Raw genomic sequence first — 20,358 nt, 5'->3', positions numbered from 1 at the left:
CTCTTGCGCATGGCAGAAGATCGCTTCGTTCAAAGGATCCTTGTGCTGTGACGACATCGACGCCGAAACGCCCTCCCTCCCGATCCTGGCGGCTCTCGCTGGACGATCCGCGCGTCGCCGGCCTGTTCTGGCAAATCCTGGTGGTCGGTATCGCGATCGCGATCGTCGCCTGGCTGTGGTCGAACGCGGTGCATAATCTCTCGGTGCGGCGGATCTCGACCGGCTTTGCCTTCCTCGGCCGCGAAGCCGGCATGCCGATATCAGACTCGTGGATCGACTACACGCCGAAGAACACCTATCTGCGCGCCTTCATCGTCGGCCTCGTCAACACGCTGCGCGTCGCCGTGATCGGCATCGTGCTGGCGACCGTGATCGGCACCCTGGTCGGCATCGCGCGGCTGTCGACCAACTGGCTGCTGTCGCGGCTTGCCGCCGTCTATGTCGAGGTGCTGCGCGACCTGCCGCTCTTGCTGCAGCTCTTGTTCTGGTACGTGCTGATGCAGGGCCTGCCCGCCGCGCGGCAGGCCTGGAAGCCGGTCGAAGGCGTGTTCCTGTCCAACCGCGGGCTGATCCTGCCGTCGGTGCCGCTGCACGAGGCCAATCTGTGGACGCTGCTCGCGCTGATCGTTGGCCTGGTCATCTTCTTCATTGTCCGCCGCCGCCTGATCGCGCAGCAGATGCTGGATGGCAGAGCGCGGCCGGCCTGGCCTTACGCGGTCGGCCTCGTGGTCGCAGTGCCGGCGCTGGTGTCGGTGCTGCTGGGCGCGAGCTGGGGCATCACGCTGCCGGAGCTGCGCGGCTTCAACTTCGTCGGCGGGCTGACGGTTGCGCCGGAATATTTTGCGCTGCTGATCGCGCTCGTCACCTATACCTCCGCCTTCATCGCCGAGATCGTGCGCAGCGGCATCCAGGCGGTGCCGCGCGGGCAGTGGGATGCCGCCAAGGCGCTCGGGCTGAAGAAGAGCTTTGCGCTGCAGCACATCGTGCTGCCGCAGGCGCTTCGCGTCATCATCCCGCCGATGACCAGCCAGTATCTCAATTTGACCAAGAACTCCTCGCTGGCGGTCGCGGTGGGCTACCAGGACATCGTCTCGATCGCCAACACCACGCTGAACCAGACCGGGCAGGCGATCGAATCGATCGCGCTGATCATGATGGTGTTCCTCACCGTCAGCCTCGGCATCAGCCTGTTCATGAACTGGTACAATGCGCGCATCGCGCTGGTGGAGCGCTGACATGAGTTCGCTCGCCCACGTCCCACAGGATCCGCTGCCGATTGGCCGGCCGCGCGTGCAGCGTACGCTCGGCGGCCAGATCGCCGTCTGGCTGCGCACCAATTTGTTTCCGTCCATCACCTCGACCATCGTGACGCTGCTGCTGGTGGCCGTGCTCGGCAAGGCCTGCATCGCGCTGTGGCAGTGGGGCATCGCCAACGCGATCTGGATCGTCTCCGGCAACGACACCAGCGCCTGCCGCGCGCTGCGCGGGCTCGGCGCCTGCTGGGCAGTGATCCCGGAAAAATACCGCTTCATCCTGTTCGGCACCTATCCGTTCAACGAGCAGTGGCGGCCGGCGCTGGTGGTCGTGATTTTCATCGCGCTGTTCGTAGTCTCGAGCCGGCGCAGTTTCTGGCGCAAGGAATTGTTCCTGCTCTGGGCCGCGGCGCTGGTCGTGATCGGCTGCCTGATGTGGGGCGGCTTCCTCGGCATGTCCTACGTCTCGCAGGACCGCTGGGGCGGGCTGCCGGTGACGCTGATCCTCGCCACCTTCGGGCTCGCCTTCGGCTTTCCGCTCGGCATTCTGGTGGCGCTCGGCCGCCGCTCAAAGCTGCCCGCGATCCGCTCGCTCTGCGTGCTCTATGTCGAACTGATCCGAGGCGTGCCGCTGATCAGCCTGCTGTTCATGGCGAGCGTGATGTTTCCGCTGTTCATGCCCGACGGCGTCAACATCGACAAGCTGCTGCGCGCGCAGATCGCCTTCATCCTCTATGCCGGCGCCTATCTCGCCGAAGTGGTGCGCGGCGGCCTGCAGGCGGTGCCGCGCGGACAGTCCGAGGCCGCGGATGCGCTCGGCCTGTCCTACTGGAAGAAGAACCTCCTGATCGTGCTGCCGCAGGCGATCCGCCACGTCATCCCGCCGCTGGTCAACACCTTCATCGCCTTCTTCAAGGACACCAGTCTGGTGCTGATCATCGGCATCTTCGATTTGCTGACCACCGCGAAGACCGCGATCATCGATCCGGCCTGGCAGTCCTTCAGCGTCGAGGTTTATGTCTTCGTCGGCGTGATCTATTTTGCCTTCTGCTTCGCGATGTCGCGCTACAGCCGCAGCCTCGAGGCGCAGCGCACGCAGAACTAGAGCATGATCCGGCAAAGTGCGAAGCGGTTTTCCGAAAAGATCATGCTCAAAAGAGATGGGCGAAGCTGGCGATCCGGCAGCATGTACCGCGCCGAATGTGACACTGGTCACGTGTTGTCGTTATTTTGAAATGACGCTGTAGCGCGACTCCGCAATGATCCCGCGTCCCAAGTGAAACCCAATTGGAGGGTCAACGCGTGAACGCAACACCTGAACATATCATGCAAGTCGGGTTCGGCTTCTGGGCATCCAAGACGCTGCTGAGCGCGGTCGAACTCGGCGTGTTCAGCACCCTGGCCAATGCCCCCGCCGACCTGCCGACGCTGCAGGGAAAGCTCGGGCTGCATCCGCGCGCCGCCCGCGACTTCCTCGACACGCTGGTGGCCCTGAAGCTTCTGGAGCGCGACGGCGGCGTCTATCGCAATACCGCGGAGACCGATCTGTTTCTCGATCGCGCCAAGCCGTCCTATATCGGCGGACTGCTGGAGATGGCGAATGCCCGTCTCTACGGTTTCTGGGGTTCGCTCACCGAAGCGCTGCGTAGCGGCGAGCTGCAGAACGAGGGCAAGGGCGGCGGCGAAAACCTCTTTGCGGCGCTGTATGCCGATCCGGAACGGCTGCGGGGATTTCTGCGCGCGATGAGTGGCGTCAGCGCGGGCGCGGCCCAGGCCATCGCCGCCGGCTTCCCGTGGAAGGACTACACGACCTTCATGGATCTTGGTTCGGCGCAAGGCATGGTGCCCGCCACGCTTGCCGCCGCCCATCCCCACCTCACCGGCATCGGCTTCGACCTTCCGCCAGTCAAGCCGGTGTTCGAGGAATTCATCGCGCAGCGCGGAGTGCAGGACCGGGTCCGCTTTCAGGCTGGCAACTTCTTCGAGGATCCGCTGCCGAACGTCGACGTCATCGTGATGGGGCACATCCTCCATGATTGGGACCTTGCCGAGAAAAAGGCGCTGCTCCGCAGGGTCTTCGATGCGCTTCCGAAAGGCGGCGTGGTCATCGCCTATGACGCCATCATCGATGACGATCGCCGCAACAACGCCTTCGGTCTGTTGATGAGCTTGAACATGCTGATCGAAACCTCGGGCGGGTTCGACTATACCGGCGCGGATTGTCAGGGCTGGATGCGCGAAGCCGGATTTGCGAAAACGCGGGTCGAACCGCTGGTCGGCCCGGATTCGATGGTGATCGGGTTCAAGTAGCTCGCCGGGCGCGCAGCGGTCGACCAGATTTTCCGCCCGTCCGGCGGCGTCGATGATATGGTTGACCGGCACGTCCACTATTTTAACGATCCGTTTCATGCAGTCGATTGTCGAACCGCGGCGGGTTCATCGATCTATTTCACGAGCGGCGATCGGCTCGGTGGGCCTGCTGCTGTTCGTCGGCGCGGCGCGCGCCGAACCTGCCGACAATGTCGAGGTGGGGCCAACGGTGCACCGCGCGGAGCCGGCGGAACCCTCGCGTCCGAATCCGAACGTCGGAGAAAACAACAATGAGGCCGATCGGCCAGCGCAGGACCGTCAATCCTCATCCGCTCCATCGGCGGCACAAGCACCAAAGCTCGATGGGCCGCAGCAATACTGCAAGGTGCTGGAGGAGACTGCGCTCAAGAACGGCCTGCCGCCGGATTTCTTCGTCCGGCTGATCTGGCAGGAAAGCAATTTCGATCCCAATTCCGTCAGCTCTGCCGGTGCGCAGGGCATCGCCCAATTCATGCCCGGCACGGCGCGATGGCGCGGTCTGGCCGATCCGTTCGAGCCATTGCTTGCGATCCAGGAATCGGCGCGCTGGCTCCGCGAGCTGCGCGAGCAGTTCGGCAACCTCGGCCTTGCCGCGGCTGCCTACAATGGTGGCCCGCGGCGGGTTCAGGATTGGCTGGCGGGACGTGGCAACCTGCCGGGCGAAACCCGCGCCTATGTCAGGATCATCACCGGCAAATCCGCCGAGGAATGGGCGCAGGGATCGCTGGAGGATCGCGTCCATAGCGATGCTGCCCTGGCCTGCAGCGACATTGTGCGCGGCATGCTCATCAAGGCGGTTCCCGCGGGACCAAGAGAGACCGTGACATCCATCCAGCAAGCGGCGTGGGGACCCTGGGGCCTCCAACTGGCGGGCGGACCGTCGCAATCCAGGGTGCTCGCCGATTACCAGCAGCTTCAGAAACGGTTCGCGTCGGTGCTCGGCGATCGCGCCCCTCTTGTGCTGCGAACCAATCGGGCCGGGCCCGGCTCGGCGTCCTGGTATCTGGTCCGGGTCGCCGAGACGACCCGCGAGCGCGCCAACCAGCTCTGTGCGCGGCTCGAGAAAATCGGCGGCAGCTGCCTCGTGTTTCGCAACTAGACGGCGTGGGCCGTTGGCGGAAATCCCTTTTCAACCCTGCGTTCGCTGGCCTGCAACTTGCTGACCTCGCTGTCGGATAGCCCGTTTGGGTCAAGGCAGCAGTCGAGGTGTTTCATGCGGGGGCAGTTCAGGGTTAACGGAGTGGCTCGATTTGAGGCGCTTGATGCACTGCGGGGCGTTTGCGCGCTGCTCGTCGTGCTCTTCCACATTCCGATTTACCATGCGCTCAAGGGGACGCAGCCGTTCGCAAACCTGCAATTCTGCGTCGACATGTTCTTTGCGCTGTCCGGCTTCGTGCTCTGCCATGCCTATGGTGAACGCCTCAAGCAGGGCGCCGACGGCGTTCGCTTCGCCATTACCCGGTTCGCGCGGCTGTGGCCGCTGCATGTGGCCGTGCTGGTGCTGTTGGCCGGGATCGAAATCGTCAAGCTGGTGTTCGTGCGTGGCGGCGGCTCGTTTGCCCTGGATTCCGTGCCGTTCGGCGAGGGGCGCACGCCGTGGGAAGCGCTCACCAACATCCTGTTCCTGCAGTCGTTCAATCTGCATCCCGGGCTGACCTGGAACGGCCCGGCCTGGAGCGCCGCGCTCGAGTTCTACGTCTCGCTGCTGTTTGCGGCCATCGTGATTGTGTTTCCGCGTCGGCGGCGGCCGATCTTTCTCGGGCTCTGCCTCGCCGCAGGTGCCATGCTGTACGCGCTGTCGCCGACCACGTTGTTCGTGTCGAGCGACTGGGGCATCCTGCGCGCAATGTTCAGCTTCTTTGCAGGCTGCCTGGTCTACGACCTGCGGGCGCAATCGAACGGCAAGCTCGAAACGCCGCATCTGCTGGAGGTGTTCAGCGTCCTGCTCCTGGTGCTGTTCATGCTGACCACCCCGAAGGGCAGTTTTCAATATGCGTTTCCGCTGCTCGCGGCGATCGTGATTTACGTCTTCTCGTTCGACCAGGGGTTCTTGTCGGCGCTGATGCGCTCATCGCCGCTGCAAAAGCTCGGCCTGTGGTCGTATTCGATCTACATGATCCATACCTTCCTATTCCAGCTGATGCGGATGGTCGGCTCCTATCTGAGCCACAAGCTGCATCTCGACATCATGATCTGGTACGAGGACGACAAGCTGCTGCGGCTCGGCTCGCCCGGCGTGGCGCTGGGGCTGGCGTTGATCCTCTCGGTCGTCCTGGTGGTGCCGCTCGCCGCCTTGACCTACTATTGGATCGAGCGACCCGCGATGGATCTCGGCCGCCGCCTGTCGGCATGGCGCGGCAGCGGATCGGCTGCGACCGCCTTGAGCACAAGCAGAACGAGTGCTGCATCGATCTAGGCCGCACTCTGCCAGCACCGTCATCCCCGCGCAAAGGTTTCGCCTTTGTCGCTGGAGGTGCGAGCCTTGCAGCGCAATTGCGCTGCTGGGCGAGCCTCGAAGGATGAATCGGCCCGGCTGGTGGCCGGCGATCCTTCGAGGCTCGCAAGAGCTCGCACCTCAGGATGACGGAACGGACAACGGTGCAACGAAACTCAGTGCAGTCCCTGCTTTCGCAGGGACGACAGGCGTGTATGCGGGGGGTGACACCGCACCACTAGCGGTTATCCTCCGTTGCAAGACATCGCCCGCATTCACTTCACCCACGAGGCACCATGACCAGCACCATCGAGGCTCCCGGCGGCTACCGGTTCATGCCCGGCGTCAGCCAGTACTCCTGCGGCATTGGCGCGCTGCCCGGCTTTGCCATCGAGCGCGTCAGGTTCGCCGGGCCGGTGCCGCTGGCCGCGGGCTTCGAGCGGATCGCGAAAATCCTCACATCCGCAGGTCGTCCGCTCACGGCGTTCGGCGCCTGCGAATTGCGCTCGCCGGCGCCGTTCACCGAGGACGGCTTTAAGGCGTTCAACGCGATCTACATCAAGACGCTGATCGACTGGGGCGTGATGAGGGACGGCGTCAATCCGGTGGCGCGCAGCAATGTCTGTCCGAAGCTCGATCCGCCAAGCGAGCCGTGCTTCCACGCCTTCTGCTACACGGTGCCGGCGCCAACCGATGCGCCCGCCAGCTTCGTCGTCGCCGGCAGCGGCGAATCCGTCGAGGGCAAGGCCAATTACCGCGACCACACGGTCGCGCCCGGTGACACCAGTCCGGCCGGCATGCTGGCCAAGGCGAAATTCGTGCTGGACGAGATGGAACGGCGGATGCGCGCGTTCGGCGGTTCGTGGCGGAATACCACCGCCGTCCAGCTCTATACCGTGTACGACGCCTATGCGGTCCTCGAAACCGAGCTCGGCCGCCGCGGCGTGCTGCGCAACGGCCTGACCTGGCATTTCGACCGGCCGCCGGTGGTCGGGCTCGACTACGAGATGGATTGCCGCCGCGTGCATCTCGAGCGGGTCGTGTGAGGCATCAAAAGCGCGTGTTGCTGCGGGTCGAAGTGGGGCGCTTTCTTGACAGCGGTCGCGTCAACCGTTTCCTTCTCTTAACGATCAACGCGGCTGGGTGAACGCGGGTGCAGAACGGATCTGTGATCAAGCGGCGGGATCTGCTCGCGCTGATCGGGACCATCGCTGGCAGTTCGGCGATGTATCACGCGATGACGAGCCTCGGCTTCGCGTCGGAATCCGCCTACAAGGGGCCGCTGAAGCTCGCCGGCGATGTGAAGGGCACCTCCGTGCTGATCCTCGGCGCGGGGCTTGCCGGCATGACCGCGGCGCTGGAACTGCGCAAGGCCGGCTACAAGGTCCAGATCCTCGAATTCAACAGCCGCGCCGGCGGCCGCAACTGGACGATCCGCGGCGGCGACAGCTTTGTCGAGCTCGGCGGCTTCAAGCAGACCTGCGAGTTCGAGCAGGGGCTCTACATCAATCCGGGCCCGTGGCGGATTCCCTATCACCACCGCGCGCTGCTCGATTACTGCCGGCGGCTCAACGTGGCGCTGGAACCCTTCATCCAGCTCAACCACAACGCCTACTTGCACGCGACGCGTGCGTTCAACGGCACGCCGCAACGCATCCGCAGCATCAAGGCGGATTTCCAGGGCCAGGTGTCGGAGCTGCTCGCCAAGGTCACCCAGCAGGGCAAGCTCGACGAGGCCGTCACCAAGGAAGATCAGGAGATCCTGCTGCAGTCGCTGCGCGCCTGGGGCGCGCTCGACCGCGACTACAAATACAGCGCCAATCTCGTCTCCGCCGAGTTCCGCGGCTATGCGCGCGATCCCGGCGGCGGCCTGACCGCCGATCCGCTGCCGAGCGAGCCGATCGCGCTCTCGGAGATCCTGCGCTCGCGGCTGTGGCGCTATCTGCAGGCCTTCGCGCGCTACAATTTCCAGACCACGATGTTCCAGCCGGTCGGCGGCATGGACATGATCGGCAAGGCGTTCGCGCGCGAGGTCGGCGATCTGATCCGGCATAACGCCAAGGTGACGCAGATCCAGCAGAACAGCTCCGGCGTCACCGTGAGCTATGTCGATGCGGCGAAACCATCGGTGGTGCAGCAGGCGACTGCCGACTGGTGCATCTGTACCATTCCGCTGTCGATCCTGAGCCAGCTGCCGGTCGACGTCAGCGCGCCCATGAAGAATGCGATCGACGCCTTGCCCTATGCCGGCTCGGTGAAAATCGGGCTGCAGTTCAAGCGGCGGTTCTGGGAAGAGGACGAGGCGATCTATGGCGGCATCAGCTTCACCGACCTGCCGATCCGGCAGATCGCCTATCCGAACTACGGCTTCAACCGTGCCGGCCGCGGCATCCTGCTCGGCGCCTATCTGTTCGAGGGCGCCAATTCCTACGAGTTCACCGCGATGACGCCGGCCGAGCGCGTCGCCAGCGCGGTCGAGTTTGGCTCCAAGATCCATCCCCAATACAAGACCGAGTTCGAGACCGGCGTTGCGGTCGCCTGGCACCGCGTGCCGTTCACGCTCGGCTGCAGCGGCGAATGGACCGACGCCGGCCGGGCGCAACATTACCGCACTCTCTGCCAGATCGACGGCCGCATCGTGCTGGCCGGCGAGCACGCCTCCGATCTGCCAGCCTGGCAGGAGGGCGCGATCCTCTCGGCGCTTGACGCCATCGTGCGGCTGCACGAGCGCGTGGTGAGGACATGATGATACGGGTCAGGACATCGGCGGTCGCCGCGCTGACGCTGCTCTCGGCCACCGCGGCGACCGGGCAGGACAGCACCGCGAGCCGGCGCACCTTCTCCTCCGGCTACCGCTTCGTCGAGATGACCGGCGAGGAGCTGTTCGCCAATGTCTGCCAAGGTTGCCACATGCCGGATGCGTCCGGCGCAACCGGCGCCGGCAATTATCCGTCGCTGGCGGCCAACAAGAACCTCGAATCCGGCAGCTATCCAATCTTCATGGTCATCAACGGCCGCCGCGGAATGCCGGCGTTCGGCGACATGATGACCGATGGTCAGGTCGCCGCCGTTGTGAATTATCTGCGGACGCACTTCGGCAACAACTTTGAGGACGCGGTGACGGCGAAGGACGTCCAGGAGGCCCGCCGCTAGCCGCGGCGTCGCCGTCATTCCGGGGCGCGGGCAAAGTCCGCGAACCCGGAATCCAGAGGTGATGGTGCGGAGTCCGACAACGTCGAGATTCCGGGTTCGCGCTGTGCGCGCCCCGGAATGACGAGCAAATATCGGTGTCACAGCACGACCTGCGATCAGGTCATGGGGGGAATCATGAGACTAGCAACTGTCGTCCTCGGCGTCGCATTTTCGGCGGTCGCGACCGCGGCCTGCGCCGATGTGATCAGGCATCCGATTCCAAACTCGACCTTCCCGATTGCGCAGGCCGTCACCGTCACCGGCAATGCGACGACGGTCTATGTCAGCGGCCAGGTGCCGCCTGCGATCAACAAGGATGCCGATCCGGCGAGCCCGCAGGCCTATGGCGACACCAGGGCCCAGACGGTCGGCGTGCTCAACCGCATCAAGGGCATTCTGGAGGGCCAAGGGCTCGGCATGGGCGACGTCGTCAAGATGCAGGTGTTCCTGGTGCACAACGCCGCCGCGCCGATGGACTTCAAGGCCTTCATGGAGGGCTACACCCAGTTCTTCGGCGGCGGCCAGCCGAACCTGCCGGCGCGCTCCGTGGTCGGCGTCGCCGCGCTCGCCAATCCCGGATTCCTCGTCGAGATCGAGGTGGTCGCGGTCAAGGACGCCAAATAAGCACTGCAAATGGGGCGTGAAATCGCGGAGGTCGCGCGCAGAAATTGAGGGGCTCGCCGTCTTGCCAAAGTACCTGCCGCCTGTCTGAATTCAGGCTGGTGAGGCAGTGCAATTCCGGGGAGAGCACGATGTCGCAAAAGATCCGAAAAGTGTCCCAGTCGCTCCTGTTGTCCGCCGCTTTCGGCACCGCGCTGCTGGCAACCGGCGCTGCGGCGCAGGGACTGACCGAGCAGCAGCAGTTCGCCCGCGGCATCTACCAGGAACTGGTCGAGATCGACACCACCACCGCGACCGGCGATACCCAGAAGGCGGCGGAGGCGCTTGGGGCGCGGCTGCGCGCGGCCGGCTTCCCCGAGCAGGACGTCCACGTGCTCTCACCGGCGCCGCGCAAGGGCAATCTGGTGGCGCGGCTGCGCGGCTCCGGCGCGCGCAAGCCGATCCTCCTGGTCGCCCATATCGACGTCGTGCCGGCCAAGCGCGAGGACTGGTCGTTCGACCCGTTCAAGCTCACCGAGCAGGACGGCTATTTCTATGGCCGCGGCAGTAGCGATGACAAATACATGGCGGCGTCCTTTGTCACCAACTTGATCCGCTACAAGAAGGAGGGCTACAAGCCCGACCGCGACATCATCATCGCGCTGGAGACCGATGAGGAAATCCTCGACGCCAACGCGCTCGGCATGCAGTGGCTGATCAAGAACCACCGCGACCTGATCGACGCCGAGTTCGCGCTCAACGAAGGCGGCGGCGTCGGCCTGAAGAACGGCAAGGCGATCCGCAACAGCGTGCAGACCAGCGAGAAGGTCTCGACCAGCTACAAGCTCACGGTGAAGGACCGTGGCGGGCACTCGTCGCTGCCGCGCAAGGACAACGCGATCTATCGCCTTGCCGAAGGCCTGGTTCGTCTTTCCAAGTACGATTTCCCGCTCAATCTCAACGAGACCACCCGGATCTATTTCGCCAAGACGGCTGAGACTGAGAGCAAGCAGAACGCCGACGACATCCGCGCCATCCTGGCTCCGCAGCCGGATCCGGCCGCGCTGGCGCGACTGTCGGAGAATCCGGGCTATAACGCCCAGCTCCGCACCACCTGCGTCGCCACCATGCTGCAGGGCGGCCACGCCATCAATGCGCTGCCGCAGCTTGCCACCGCGGGGGTGAATTGCCGGATCCTGCCCGGCGAGCCGGTCGAGGGCGTTCAGACCCAGATCGAGCGCGTGCTCGCCGACAAGCAGATCGAGGTGGTGGGCGGCCAGGCCGTGCTGAGCCCGCCGTCGCCGCTGAACGAGGAGATCATGGGATCGATCGAGAAGCTGTCGAAGGAGTTTTGGCCGGACGCTGCGATCGTTCCGGTCATGAGCACCGGCGCCACCGACGGCAGCTACCTGCGCAATGCGGGGATTCCGACCTACGGGCACTCCGGGCTTGCCTCCGATGTCGACGACAACAGGATTCACGGCAAGGACGAGCGTGTGCTGGTGAAATCGTTCTACGAGGGCCAGGAATATCTCTATCGCCTGGTCAAGATGCTCGCCGGCGGCAAGTGATGGCGGACAGCAAGGCGAAGACGCGCGTCGCGGTGGCCGGCCTCGGTGCGATCGGGGCCGACGTCGTCAAGGCGCTCGACCGCGGGATCGACGGCTTGATGCTGGTCGCGGTGTCGGCGAGCAGCCCGGAGAAGCACCGCGGCTGGCTCGCCGAGCTCAAGACCGCGCCGGAGATGGTGCCGATCGAACAGCTCGCCGAGGTCGCCGACATCGTGGTCGAGTGCGCGCCGAGCAAGGTGGTGCGCGCGATCGTGGCGCCGGTGGTCGAACGCGGCAAGACCGCGGTGGTGCTCAGCGTCGGCGCGCTGTTGCAGAATGAGGACCTGGTCGATCTCGCCAAAACGCATGGCGGCCAGATCATCGTGCCGACCGGCGCGCTGATCGGGCTCGATGCGGTTACGGCGGCCGCGGTCGGCACCATTCATTCGGCAAAGCTCGTGACGCGCAAGCCGGTCGCGGGCCTCGTCGGCGCGCCGCATCTGGTCGAGCACGACATCAAGATCGAGGGCATCACCGAACCGCTGCGCGTCTTCGAAGGCAGCGCGCGTGATGCCGCAAAAGGCTTTCCGGCCAATCTCAACGTCGCGGTGGCACTGTCGCTCGCCGGCATCGGGCCCGACCGCACCCGGGTCGAGATCTGGGCCGACCCGACGGTGACGCGGAACACCCACCGCATCGAGGTCGATTCCGATTCCGCGCGGTTCTCGATGACGATCGAGAACATTCCCTCGGAGAACCCGAAGACCGGCCGCATCACCGCGCTGTCGGTGATCGCCTGCCTGCGCAAGCTGCGCGCTTCCTTGCGGGTCGGGACGTGACGGCGATGAAGATCCAGCCCGACGATCTGCTTCTGGTCATCGACGTGCAGAACGACTTCTGCCCCGGTGGTGCGCTGGCGGTCGCCGACGGCGATGCGGTGGTGCCTGTCGTCAATCGGCTCGCGCAACGGTTCGACCATGTCGTGCTGACGCAGGACTGGCATCCGGCCGGTCACAGCTCGTTCGCGACCTCGCATCCCGGGGCGGCGCCGTTTTCCTCCATCACCATGCCCTATGGCCCGCAGACGCTGTGGCCGGATCACTGCATCCAGGGCACTGCTGGCGCCGCCTTCCACTCGCAGCTTGTGACCGATAAGGCCGAGCTGATGATCCGCAAGGGATTCCGCGCGGCGATCGATTCTTATTCGGCATTCTTCGAGAATGACCGCACCACGCCGACGGGGCTCGCCGGCTATCTGCGCGAACGCGGGCTCAAGCGCGTTGTGATGGCGGGCCTCGCCACGGATTATTGCGTGCAATATTCGGCGCTGGACGCGCGGCGGCTCGGCTTCGAGACCACGGTGGTGCTGTCCGGCTGCCGCGCCATCGATCTCGCGGGCTCGCTCGCCGCCGCCACGGCAGCGATCAGGCAGGCCGGCGTGACGCTGGTCGACGACATCGCCTGAGGGCGGTCAGTGGCGGCAAAAACCGTTGTTTTGACTGACCTTTTGCTCTAATCCCGCGGTCAATGAGCATTCGCAGCAAAAATCCCGGGTCGGGACAGGTTTTACGGATCGGTACCCGCAAGAGCGCGATGGCGCTGGCGCAGACCGACGAGGTCGCGCGCCTGCTGCGCGCGGCGGCGCCGGAGCTTGCCGTCGATGTCGTCAAGTTCGAAACCCGCGGCGATCAGGACCAGACCAGCAAGCTGCTCCGTCACGGCGGCAAGGGCGGCGCCTTCGTCGCCGAGATCCGCGCCGCGATGCGCGCGGGCACGCTGCAGGCCGCGATGCATTCGCTAAAGGACGTGCCGGGCAACGAAGAAACGCCGGGTCTCGTCATCGCGGCGATGCTGGCGCGCGATGCGGCCAATGACTCGCTGGTGCTGCGGCCCGGCCTGTCGCTGGAGACGTTTCGCGCCGCGCGCGGCAAGGGGTTTATGATCGGCACCAACGCGGTACGCCGCGCCGCCTATCTGCGCCGGCTGTTTCCCGAAGCGACCGTGATCCATTTTCGCGGCGCCGCCGACACCCGGGTCGCAAAGCTCGATCGCGGCGACAAGCAGCGGCTGCCCGGTGGCGGCGAGGTCGGGCCGGCGGATGCGCTGGTGATGGCGCGCTCTGGGCTCGAGCGCATCGGGCTGACCGCGCGCATCGCGCATGATTTCTCGGTCGATGAGATGCTGCCGGCGGTGGGCCAGGGCATCGTCGCGGTCGAATGCGTCGAGAGCGACTGGCCGACGCGGGCGCGGCTCGCACAGATCGACAACGCGGCGTCGCGGCTTAGCGCCGAGGCCGAGCGCGAGGTGCTGTGGGTGCTCAACGGCCACTGCAATTCGCCGATCGCCGGCCATGCCACGCTCGCCGGAGGTGAGATGACACTGCGCGCCTCGGTGCTCGACGAGGCCGGCGCCGGCTTTATCGAGGTGGTCAGGCGGGGACCGGCGGATCGGCCGCGCGAACTCGGCCGCGCCGTCGGCATGGAGCTGCTCGACAAGGGCGCCGCCGAGATCATCGCCCGGACCCGGCCGGACGAGTAGCGGGGCGCTACGCGCGCAGCGGCCAGCTGCCGATGATCCGGAAGCGCGACGCGGCATCGGCCTGCCTGAACAGCGCGATGCGGTCGACCGCGAGCGTGGTGAGCCCGATCGCGGCAAACCGCTCGCGCAGCCACGTAACGATCGGGCCGCGCCGCGTGTCGCTGAGACGTCCGGTCAGCGTCATGTGGAAGCGGAATTCCTCCATCACATAGGGATAGCCCCAGCGATCGAGATGCTCGCACTGCCGCGCGGTGAGTTTTGCCGGGTTGCGACGCGCACGATCCTCCGCCGTCAGCGGCGCGCGGAAGCCGTCGAACTCGGTGACGCAGTCGGCGGCGAACTGCTGCAGCTCCTCCGAGCGCCTGGCCGGGATCACCGCGATGAAGCCGCTGATCGCATCGACCACCGGCTCGATCACCGGAATCCGCCGCGCGCGGCCGGCGAAGGCGGCGCAAGCCGCCACGAGCTCGGCTTCATCCTTGCCGTCGGCGAGCGAGATTGGCGCCTTCAGCGTGGCGTGAAAGCCGTATTTGCGCGGGTCTTCTGTCAGCTCGCGCCAGTCGGCGGCGACACCGCCGGGAAACGGCAGGTCGGCACCATCAACGGCATCGTAGCCGAGCATCGCCGAACCGAAACGGTGCAGCACGCTGTCCTGTGCCGGCGCATAGTAGATCGCGTAACGCGGGTGATTGGCCATGACCGCAGAATGACCCTACGCCGCCGCAACCGTCTTGCGCGGCGCGAGCGAATGAACCAGGCAGCTCGCATCCGTCAGGTGCACCAGCCGTCCGGCGGCGATCACGGCGACGACGCGCGGCCGCAGCGGCAGCTTGTCGTCGACGATGATGATGTCGGCACGGCGGCCCGCGGCCAGCACGCCGCGGTCCTCGAGGCCGGCGGCGCGCGCCGGTCCCGCCGAGATCAGGTCCCAGGCTTTTGCCAGCGGCAGGATGCCGTCGGCGGCGAGGCGGAATGCGGCGAGCAGCTGCGCCGGATAATAGTAATCCGATGCCAGCACCGAGCAGAGGCCTTTTGCGATCATGTCGGATGCCTTGGTCCAGCCGGTGTGGCTGCCGCCGCGCACCACGTTGGGCGCGCCGAACACGATGAAGTCGCCGGCTGCGGCGGCGTCCCGCGCGGTCTCCTCGTTGACCGGGAATTCGGCGACCGTGGCGCCGAGCGCGCGAAACTCCTGGCGCATCGCCGGGCTGTTGTCGTCATGCGAGAGCATGCGCACACTGGCGTCGCGCGCAGCAGACGCGAGCCGTGCGATCGAGGCCGGCACCTCGGGGCGGCGCGCAACGACCTGATCGATCAGCTCGTTGAACGCCTCGAGCGAAAGCCCGGCGCGTTCGGCCGACTGGTTGCGCTTTTTTGGCTTGACGTTGCTGTGGTCGTTGAAGGCGAACAGGTCGATGCGGCCTTCGCGCAGCCATTGAATGATCTCGGCCTCGGCCTTGAGATTGTGGGTCTCGTGACGCAGATGGAAGCGCGTGTCGGCGGCGAGCTGCGGCCGCAGCGCCTCGATCGCATCGAGCAGCTTTCGTGCGTTCTCGGCGCTGCGCAGGCCGGGCTCCCACGACCAGGTCGTGCCGTGGAACACGGTGGTGATGCCGTTGGCGATCACCTGGCGGTCGCTGTCGATCAGCGCGACGTCGGTCGGAAAGTCGACGCCGGGTCGCGGCATCATCTGGCGCTCGAAGGCATCGCCGTGCAGGTCGACGATGCCGGGCAGCACCAAGAGCCCACTCGCATCGAGATGCAGCGCGGCGCGGCCCTGCTCGGCATCGAGCGCAGCGATATCAAGACCCGCGGTCCGCAGCGAGGTCTCGACCAAGGCGCCGTCAACCAGCGTGCGTCCGCCTGCGATGAAAATGTCAGTCACGATGCGGCACTCCGCTGTTTGTTGTGTGATTGGGCTGCGCCCTCGGCCTCGTACCTGTCCAAAAACTGTTCCACCGAAAGCTTGCGGAAATCGGGCAGGGCGCGGCGAAGCGTCTCATGGTCCCAGTCCCACCACCCCAGCGCAGTCAGTCGCTCCGCGATCGCTTCGGGGAAGCGGCGCTTGATCGGCCGCGCCGGATTGCCCCCGACGATAGTATAAGCCGGCACGTCCTTGGTCACGATTGCGCCGGCGGCAATCACTGCGCCGGTTCCGACATTACGGCCCGGCAGCAGGATCGCACCATGCCCGATCCAGACGTCATGGCCGATATGCACGTGATGCGCACGTCGCCAGTTGAAGAACTCGGTGTCGTCGCTCTCGCCGGGAAAATACGCGCTGGCGCGGTAGGTGAAATGCGCCTGCGTCGCGCGATGCATCGGATGATTGCCTGGATTGATCCGGGTCATCGCCGCGATCGAGCAGAATTTTCCGATCGACGTGTAGGTGATCTGGCTGTCGTTCACGACATAGGAATAGTCGTCCATGCTGACTTCGAGCAGCATGGTTCGTGCGCCGACCTCGGTATATTTGCCGAGCTTGCTCTCGCGCACCGATGCGGTGGGATCGATGGTCGGCACGACCGAGAGCGTTTTTCCGGCCATCAGAGCCTCAGCAAATCATGGCTTCGGGGGAGATGCGCGTGTCATCAAGATGCATCATGACAGCATCATGACGCCGCAATGACAATGGTCGAGTGGGGTGTGGACGATCGCCGCAGCGCAGCAGTCACGTCACATAACTGTAAAACACCGGGGATAGCGGTGGCCCAACGCGTCGCGGTTGGAGCATTGCATGCTGGTGGTGGAAGGTCTGACGTGCCGTTTCGGCACGAAAGCCGCAGTCGATAACGCATCCTTCTCGATCGCGCCGGGCACGTTCGTCGGCGTGATCGGCCGCTCCGGCGCCGGCAAGTCGACCTTGCTGCGCATGATCAACCGCCTCGCCGAACCGACCTCCGGCCGCATCCTGTTCGAAGGCACTGACGTCACCGCGCTGCGCGGCAAGGCGCTGCGGCAGTGGCGGGCGCGTTCGGCGATGATCTTCCAGCAGTTCAATCTGGTCGGCCGGCTCGACGTCTTGACCAACGTGCTGATGGGCCGGCTCGCCCAGATCCCGTCCTGGCGCTCGCTGGCGCAGGTGTGGCCGGAGCAGGACCGGGCGCTCGCGATGTCCGCGCTCGAGCAGTTCGACATCGCCCAGTTCGCGGCGCAGCGCGCCGACCAGCTGTCCGGCGGCCAGCAGCAGCGCGTCGCGATCGCCCGCGCGCTGGTGCAGGAGCCCGACATCATTCTCGCCGACGAGCCGATCGCCTCGCTCGATCCGCGCAACACCAAAATCGTGATGGACGCGCTGCTGCGCATCAACAAGCATTTCGGCATCACGGTGCTCTGCAACCTGCATTCGCTCGACCTGGCGCGCACCTATTGCGACCGCCTGGTCGGCATGGCGGCAGGCCGCGTCGTGTTCGACGGCGCGCCGGCCGCGCTGACCGACCATATCGCCCGCGAGCTCTACGACCTCGAGGCCAATGACGTCATCGGCGCGGCACCGTTGCCGGCGCCCGACGGTGCGACCGTTCCGGCGCTCGGCTCCGTCGCCGCAGCCTGAGCGTCGCCGTTTCCGACCAGGACGGCCGGGCATATCGCCCGGCCAACAGGTGTAACTACAACAAGAGGGGTAATCATGATCACTCGTCGCATCGTGCTGGCCGGCGCCGCCGTGCTGGCCTTCGCCGGCTCGGCTTCGGCGCAGGACTACAAGGCAAAGTATCCGGAGCTGACCTTCGCCGTGGTTCCGGCGGAAAACGCCTCCGGTGTCACCGAGCGCTGGACGCCGTTCGTCGCCTATCTCTCCAAGGAGCTCGGCGTGAAGGTCAACCTGCGCATCGCCAACGACTATGCGGCTGTCATCGAGGGCCAGCGCGCCGGCAACATCCAGATCGCCAGCTACGGCTCGGCCTCGTTCGCCCGCGCCCGCCTGACCGGCGTCAAGACCGACGCCTTCGCCAACGACATCAACGCCGACGGCTCGACCGGCTATTACTCGGTGTTCTTCGTCAAGGCTTCGAGCCCCTACAAGAGCATCGACGACCTGAAGGGCAAGAACCTCGGCCTGGTCGACCCGAACTCGACCTCCGGCAACAACGTGCCGCGCTTCGAGCTCGACAAGATGGGCATCCACGACGCCGAGGGCTATTTCGGCAAGGTCGTGTTCACCGGCAGCCACGAGAACGCCGTGCTGGCGCTGTCGCAGGGCACCGTCGACGTCGCGGCCAACCAGTGGACCAGCGACGACGATTCCACGCTGGCCCAGATGCTGACCAAGGGCATGCTGAAGAACGCCGACGGCTCGGCGATGAAGAAGGACGACTTCCGCATCATCCACAAGTCGGCGCCGATCATTAACGGCCCCTACGCCTATAACTCCGACCTGCCCGAGGACCTGAAGGCCGCGATCGCCAAGGCCTTCTTCGAGTCGCCGACCAAGGACAAGGCGGCGTTCGATCGCCTCTCCGACGGTCAGAAGAAGGGCTTCCATCCCGCCACCACCAAGGATTGGGACGGCACCATCGAGCTGATCAAGTTCGTCGACAGCCTGCGCAAGAAGAAGGCGACCTGATCGCCACCCAAGCACACGAGCCGGGCCGGGTTGCGACAACCCGGCCCTTTTCCGTTCAACCCTTTTAGCCCGAGTGGCCCGCGACGATGGCAACGGCCGTATCGATTCTCCCCGCCCAGCAACTGGCGACGCTCGAGGAGGCCTACCGCAAGGCGGTCTCGCGCAAGCGGCTGAAGGCGGCGCTCGCGACCGCGCTGTTCTGCGCGGCGCTGGTGGTCGCGGCGTTCGGCGCGGAAGTCAATCTGCGCACGCTGTTCACCTATTTTGGCAACTTCATCAGCTATTTCGATCGCATCCTCACGCTCGATTCCGGGGCGAGGGTCTGGACCGATCCGGCCGAATGGTTCTGGGGCTGGCAGAAATGGCTGCGGATGCTCGGCGAAACCATTTTGATCAGCTATGTCGGCACGCTCACCGGGGCGGTGTTCGCCTTTGCGCTGAACTTCTTCGCCGCACAAAATACCTCGCCCGGGCCGTGGCTGCGCTTCACCGTGCGGCGCCTGCTGGAATTCGCGCGCACCGTGCCCGGCATCGTGTTCGCGCTGATCTTCGTGATCGCGTTCGGCCTCGGGCCGATGGCCGGCGTGCTCGCGATCGCGATCCACTCGACCGGCGCGCTCGGAAAACTGTTCGCCGAGATCGTCGAGAACGCCGACATGAAACCGGTCGAGGGCATCCGCTCGACCGGCGCGAGCTGGCTGTCCTGCATGCGCTTTGCGGTGCTGCCGCAGGTCTCGGCCGGCTATGCCAGCTACGCGCTGCTGCGCTTCGAGATCAATGTCCGCGAGGCGTCGGTGATGGGCTTTGTCGGCGCCGGCGGCATCGGCCAGGAGCTCGTGGTCGCGATCCGCAAATTCTACTACTCGGACGTCAGCGCCATCCTCGTCACCATCATCGTCACCGTCTTCATCATCGACATCTCGACCGGCTGGCTGCGCGGCCGGCTGTTCGGCAAGGAGACGCGCCGATGAGCCAGCTGCCGAAGCCGGATACCGACGGGCTGCGTGCGAAATACCCCGACGTGTTCGCGCGGCCGGCCGCGGCGCGGCTGGCGATGCCGGCGATGCTTCTGGCCGCGTTCGCGGTCTACGTGTTTGGGCTGGTCGATCTCGACTTCTCGCCGTCGAAGCTGCTTGCCGGGATCGGCCAGCTCGGCTGGATCACGATGCTGATGCTGCCGCCGAACCCCGGTTCGTCGTTCCCGCTCTACATGCAGGCGCTCGGCGAGACGCTGTCGATCGCGCTGCTCGGCACCACGCTCGCGGCGTTGCTGGCGCTGCCGGTCAGCCTGCTGGCGGCGCGCAACATCATCCCGTCCAACTTGATTCGCTTTCCGGTGCGGCGCTTTCTGGACTCGATCCGCGGCGTCGACACGCTGATCTGGGCGCTGGTCTGGATCAACGTCGTCGGCCTCGGCCCGTTCGCCGGCGTGCTCGCGATCATGGTCTCGGACTTCGGCGCGTTCGGAAAGCTGTTCTCGGAAGCGATCGAGGCCGCGGACCGCAAGCAGGTCGAGGGCATCAGGGCCTCCGGCGGCAGCGCGCTGCATGAGATTCGCTTCGGCCTGCTGCCGCAGGTGCTGCCGGTCATCGCCGGCCAGGTGCTCTATTTCATCGAGTCGAACACGCGCTCGGCCACCATCATCGGCATCGTCGGCGCCGGCGGCATCGGCCTGCAGCTCGCCGAGCAGATCCGCGTGCTGGAGTGGCAGAAGGTGTCGTTCCTGATTTTGATGATCCTGATCGCGGTCGCCGCGATCGATTTCATCTCGACCAAGCTGCGCTTCGCCATCATCGGCCAAAGGGCGGTGGTGTAGCTCTTTCGCCTCTCCCCGCGTGCGGGGAGAGGCCGGATCGCATGAAATGCGATCCGGGTGAG

20 protein-coding genes are annotated in these 20,358 nt (G+C 65.6%); 17 read left to right on the top strand and 3 right to left on the bottom strand.

Translation table 11 applies throughout. From position 1 onward, the window contains the following. Nucleotides 1-47: 47 nt before the first annotated feature. From CI41S_RS17000 to hemC, 13 genes are all read left to right on the top strand, one after another. Nucleotides 48-1,235: an amino acid ABC transporter permease gene (locus tag CI41S_RS17000; RefSeq protein ID WP_139860624.1), complete on the top strand. Its 1,188-nt coding sequence runs from the start codon at nt 48-50 to the stop codon at nt 1,233-1,235. Between the two features lies 1 nt (nt 1,236). Next, entirely contained in the window at nt 1,237-2,358 is a 1,122-nt protein-coding gene (locus CI41S_RS16995; protein ID WP_139487365.1) for an amino acid ABC transporter permease, read from the top strand. Nucleotides 2,359-2,579: 221 nt separating this feature from the next. After that, nucleotides 2,580-3,563: a methyltransferase gene (locus CI41S_RS16990; RefSeq protein ID WP_139860621.1), complete on the top strand. Its 984-nt coding sequence runs from the start codon at nt 2,580-2,582 to the stop codon at nt 3,561-3,563. Nucleotides 3,564-3,660: 97 nt separating this feature from the next. Beyond that, nucleotides 3,661-4,701 (top strand): lytic transglycosylase domain-containing protein, encoded by a 1,041-nt coding sequence (locus CI41S_RS16985; protein WP_172628083.1) that lies wholly within the window; start codon nt 3,661-3,663, stop codon nt 4,699-4,701. Between the two features lie 141 nt (nt 4,702-4,842). Next, nucleotides 4,843-6,018, top strand: a complete 1,176-nt coding sequence (locus tag CI41S_RS16980) for an acyltransferase family protein (RefSeq protein ID WP_172628082.1) — start codon at nt 4,843-4,845, stop codon at nt 6,016-6,018. Between the two features lie 314 nt (nt 6,019-6,332). After that, on the top strand, nt 6,333-7,082 hold the full coding sequence (gene cnbZ, locus CI41S_RS16975; protein WP_139860612.1) for a 2-amino-5-chloromuconate deaminase CnbZ: 750 nt from the start codon (nt 6,333-6,335) through the stop codon (nt 7,080-7,082). A 107-nt stretch (nt 7,083-7,189) separates the two neighbouring features. Next, nucleotides 7,190-8,782, top strand: coding sequence for an NAD(P)/FAD-dependent oxidoreductase (locus CI41S_RS16970; RefSeq protein WP_139860609.1), 1,593 nt, complete (start codon nt 7,190-7,192; stop codon nt 8,780-8,782). Then, nucleotides 8,779-9,189 carry a c-type cytochrome gene (locus tag CI41S_RS16965; RefSeq protein ID WP_229175685.1) on the top strand — a complete coding sequence of 137 codons (411 nt, stop codon included), beginning with the start codon at nt 8,779-8,781 and terminating at the stop codon, nt 9,187-9,189. Before CI41S_RS16970 ends, CI41S_RS16965 begins: the two co-directional genes overlap by 4 nt. Before the next feature lie 174 nt (nt 9,190-9,363). Then, entirely contained in the window at nt 9,364-9,852 is a 489-nt protein-coding gene (locus tag CI41S_RS16960) for a RidA family protein (protein ID WP_139860606.1), read from the top strand. Between the two features lie 128 nt (nt 9,853-9,980). After that, entirely contained in the window at nt 9,981-11,399 is a 1,419-nt protein-coding gene (locus CI41S_RS16955) for a M20/M25/M40 family metallo-hydrolase (protein WP_139860603.1), read from the top strand. Continuing rightward, a complete protein-coding gene (locus tag CI41S_RS16950) occupies nt 11,399-12,217 on the top strand; it encodes an aspartate dehydrogenase (RefSeq protein WP_139860600.1) in 819 nt (272 codons plus the stop codon). Before CI41S_RS16955 ends, CI41S_RS16950 begins: the two co-directional genes overlap by 1 nt. A 5-nt stretch (nt 12,218-12,222) precedes the next feature. Then, nucleotides 12,223-12,843, top strand: a complete 621-nt coding sequence (gene pncA / locus CI41S_RS16945; RefSeq protein ID WP_139860597.1) for a bifunctional nicotinamidase/pyrazinamidase — start codon at nt 12,223-12,225, stop codon at nt 12,841-12,843. 62 nt (nt 12,844-12,905) lie between these two features. Then, nucleotides 12,906-13,916 (top strand): hydroxymethylbilane synthase, encoded by a 1,011-nt coding sequence (gene hemC, locus CI41S_RS16940; RefSeq protein ID WP_139860594.1) that lies wholly within the window; start codon nt 12,906-12,908, stop codon nt 13,914-13,916. 7 nt (nt 13,917-13,923) lie between these two features. Here the strand turns inward: hemC and CI41S_RS16935 are convergent, their stop codons facing one another. Genes CI41S_RS16935 through CI41S_RS16925 form a run of 3 tightly spaced genes read right to left on the bottom strand, consistent with a single transcriptional unit; the run spans nt 13,924 to nt 16,463 of the window. Beyond that, nucleotides 13,924-14,613: a DUF1045 domain-containing protein gene (locus tag CI41S_RS16935; RefSeq protein WP_139860592.1), complete on the bottom strand. Its 690-nt coding sequence runs from the start codon at nt 14,611-14,613 to the stop codon at nt 13,924-13,926. A gap of 15 nt (nt 14,614-14,628) precedes the next feature. Next, nucleotides 14,629-15,801, bottom strand: a complete 1,173-nt coding sequence (locus CI41S_RS16930) for an alpha-D-ribose 1-methylphosphonate 5-triphosphate diphosphatase (RefSeq protein ID WP_139860590.1) — start codon at nt 15,799-15,801, stop codon at nt 14,629-14,631. Next, nucleotides 15,798-16,463, bottom strand: coding sequence for a transferase hexapeptide repeat family protein (locus tag CI41S_RS16925; RefSeq protein ID WP_139860587.1), 666 nt, complete (start codon nt 16,461-16,463; stop codon nt 15,798-15,800). Before CI41S_RS16925 ends, CI41S_RS16930 begins: the two co-directional genes overlap by 4 nt. Nucleotides 16,464-16,653: 190 nt before the next feature. On the opposite strand from CI41S_RS16925, the gene phnC reads away from it, so the two are divergent. The 4 genes from phnC to phnE (CI41S_RS16905) all read left to right on the top strand — a co-directional run bounded on the left by phnC (nt 16,654) and on the right by phnE (CI41S_RS16905) (nt 20,296). Beyond that, nucleotides 16,654-17,469: a phosphonate ABC transporter ATP-binding protein gene (gene phnC, locus CI41S_RS16920; RefSeq protein WP_139860585.1), complete on the top strand. Its 816-nt coding sequence runs from the start codon at nt 16,654-16,656 to the stop codon at nt 17,467-17,469. A 75-nt stretch (nt 17,470-17,544) separates the two neighbouring features. Beyond that, nucleotides 17,545-18,480: a phosphonate ABC transporter substrate-binding protein gene (gene phnD, locus CI41S_RS16915; protein ID WP_139860583.1), complete on the top strand. Its 936-nt coding sequence runs from the start codon at nt 17,545-17,547 to the stop codon at nt 18,478-18,480. Between the two features lie 86 nt (nt 18,481-18,566). Further along, nucleotides 18,567-19,451 carry a phosphonate ABC transporter, permease protein PhnE gene (gene phnE, locus CI41S_RS16910; protein ID WP_139860581.1) on the top strand — a complete coding sequence of 295 codons (885 nt, stop codon included), beginning with the start codon at nt 18,567-18,569 and terminating at the stop codon, nt 19,449-19,451. Then, nucleotides 19,448-20,296: a phosphonate ABC transporter, permease protein PhnE gene (phnE, locus tag CI41S_RS16905; protein ID WP_139860579.1), complete on the top strand. Its 849-nt coding sequence runs from the start codon at nt 19,448-19,450 to the stop codon at nt 20,294-20,296. Before phnE (CI41S_RS16910) ends, phnE (CI41S_RS16905) begins: the two co-directional genes overlap by 4 nt. Nucleotides 20,297-20,358 lie beyond the last annotated feature (62 nt).

Source organism: Bradyrhizobium ivorense (assembly GCF_900696085.1).
GTDB lineage: Bacteria > Pseudomonadota > Alphaproteobacteria > Rhizobiales > Xanthobacteraceae > Bradyrhizobium > Bradyrhizobium ivorense.
The sequence above is the reverse complement of the archived record's forward strand: the minus strand, read 5'-3'. Positions and strand labels throughout refer to the sequence as shown.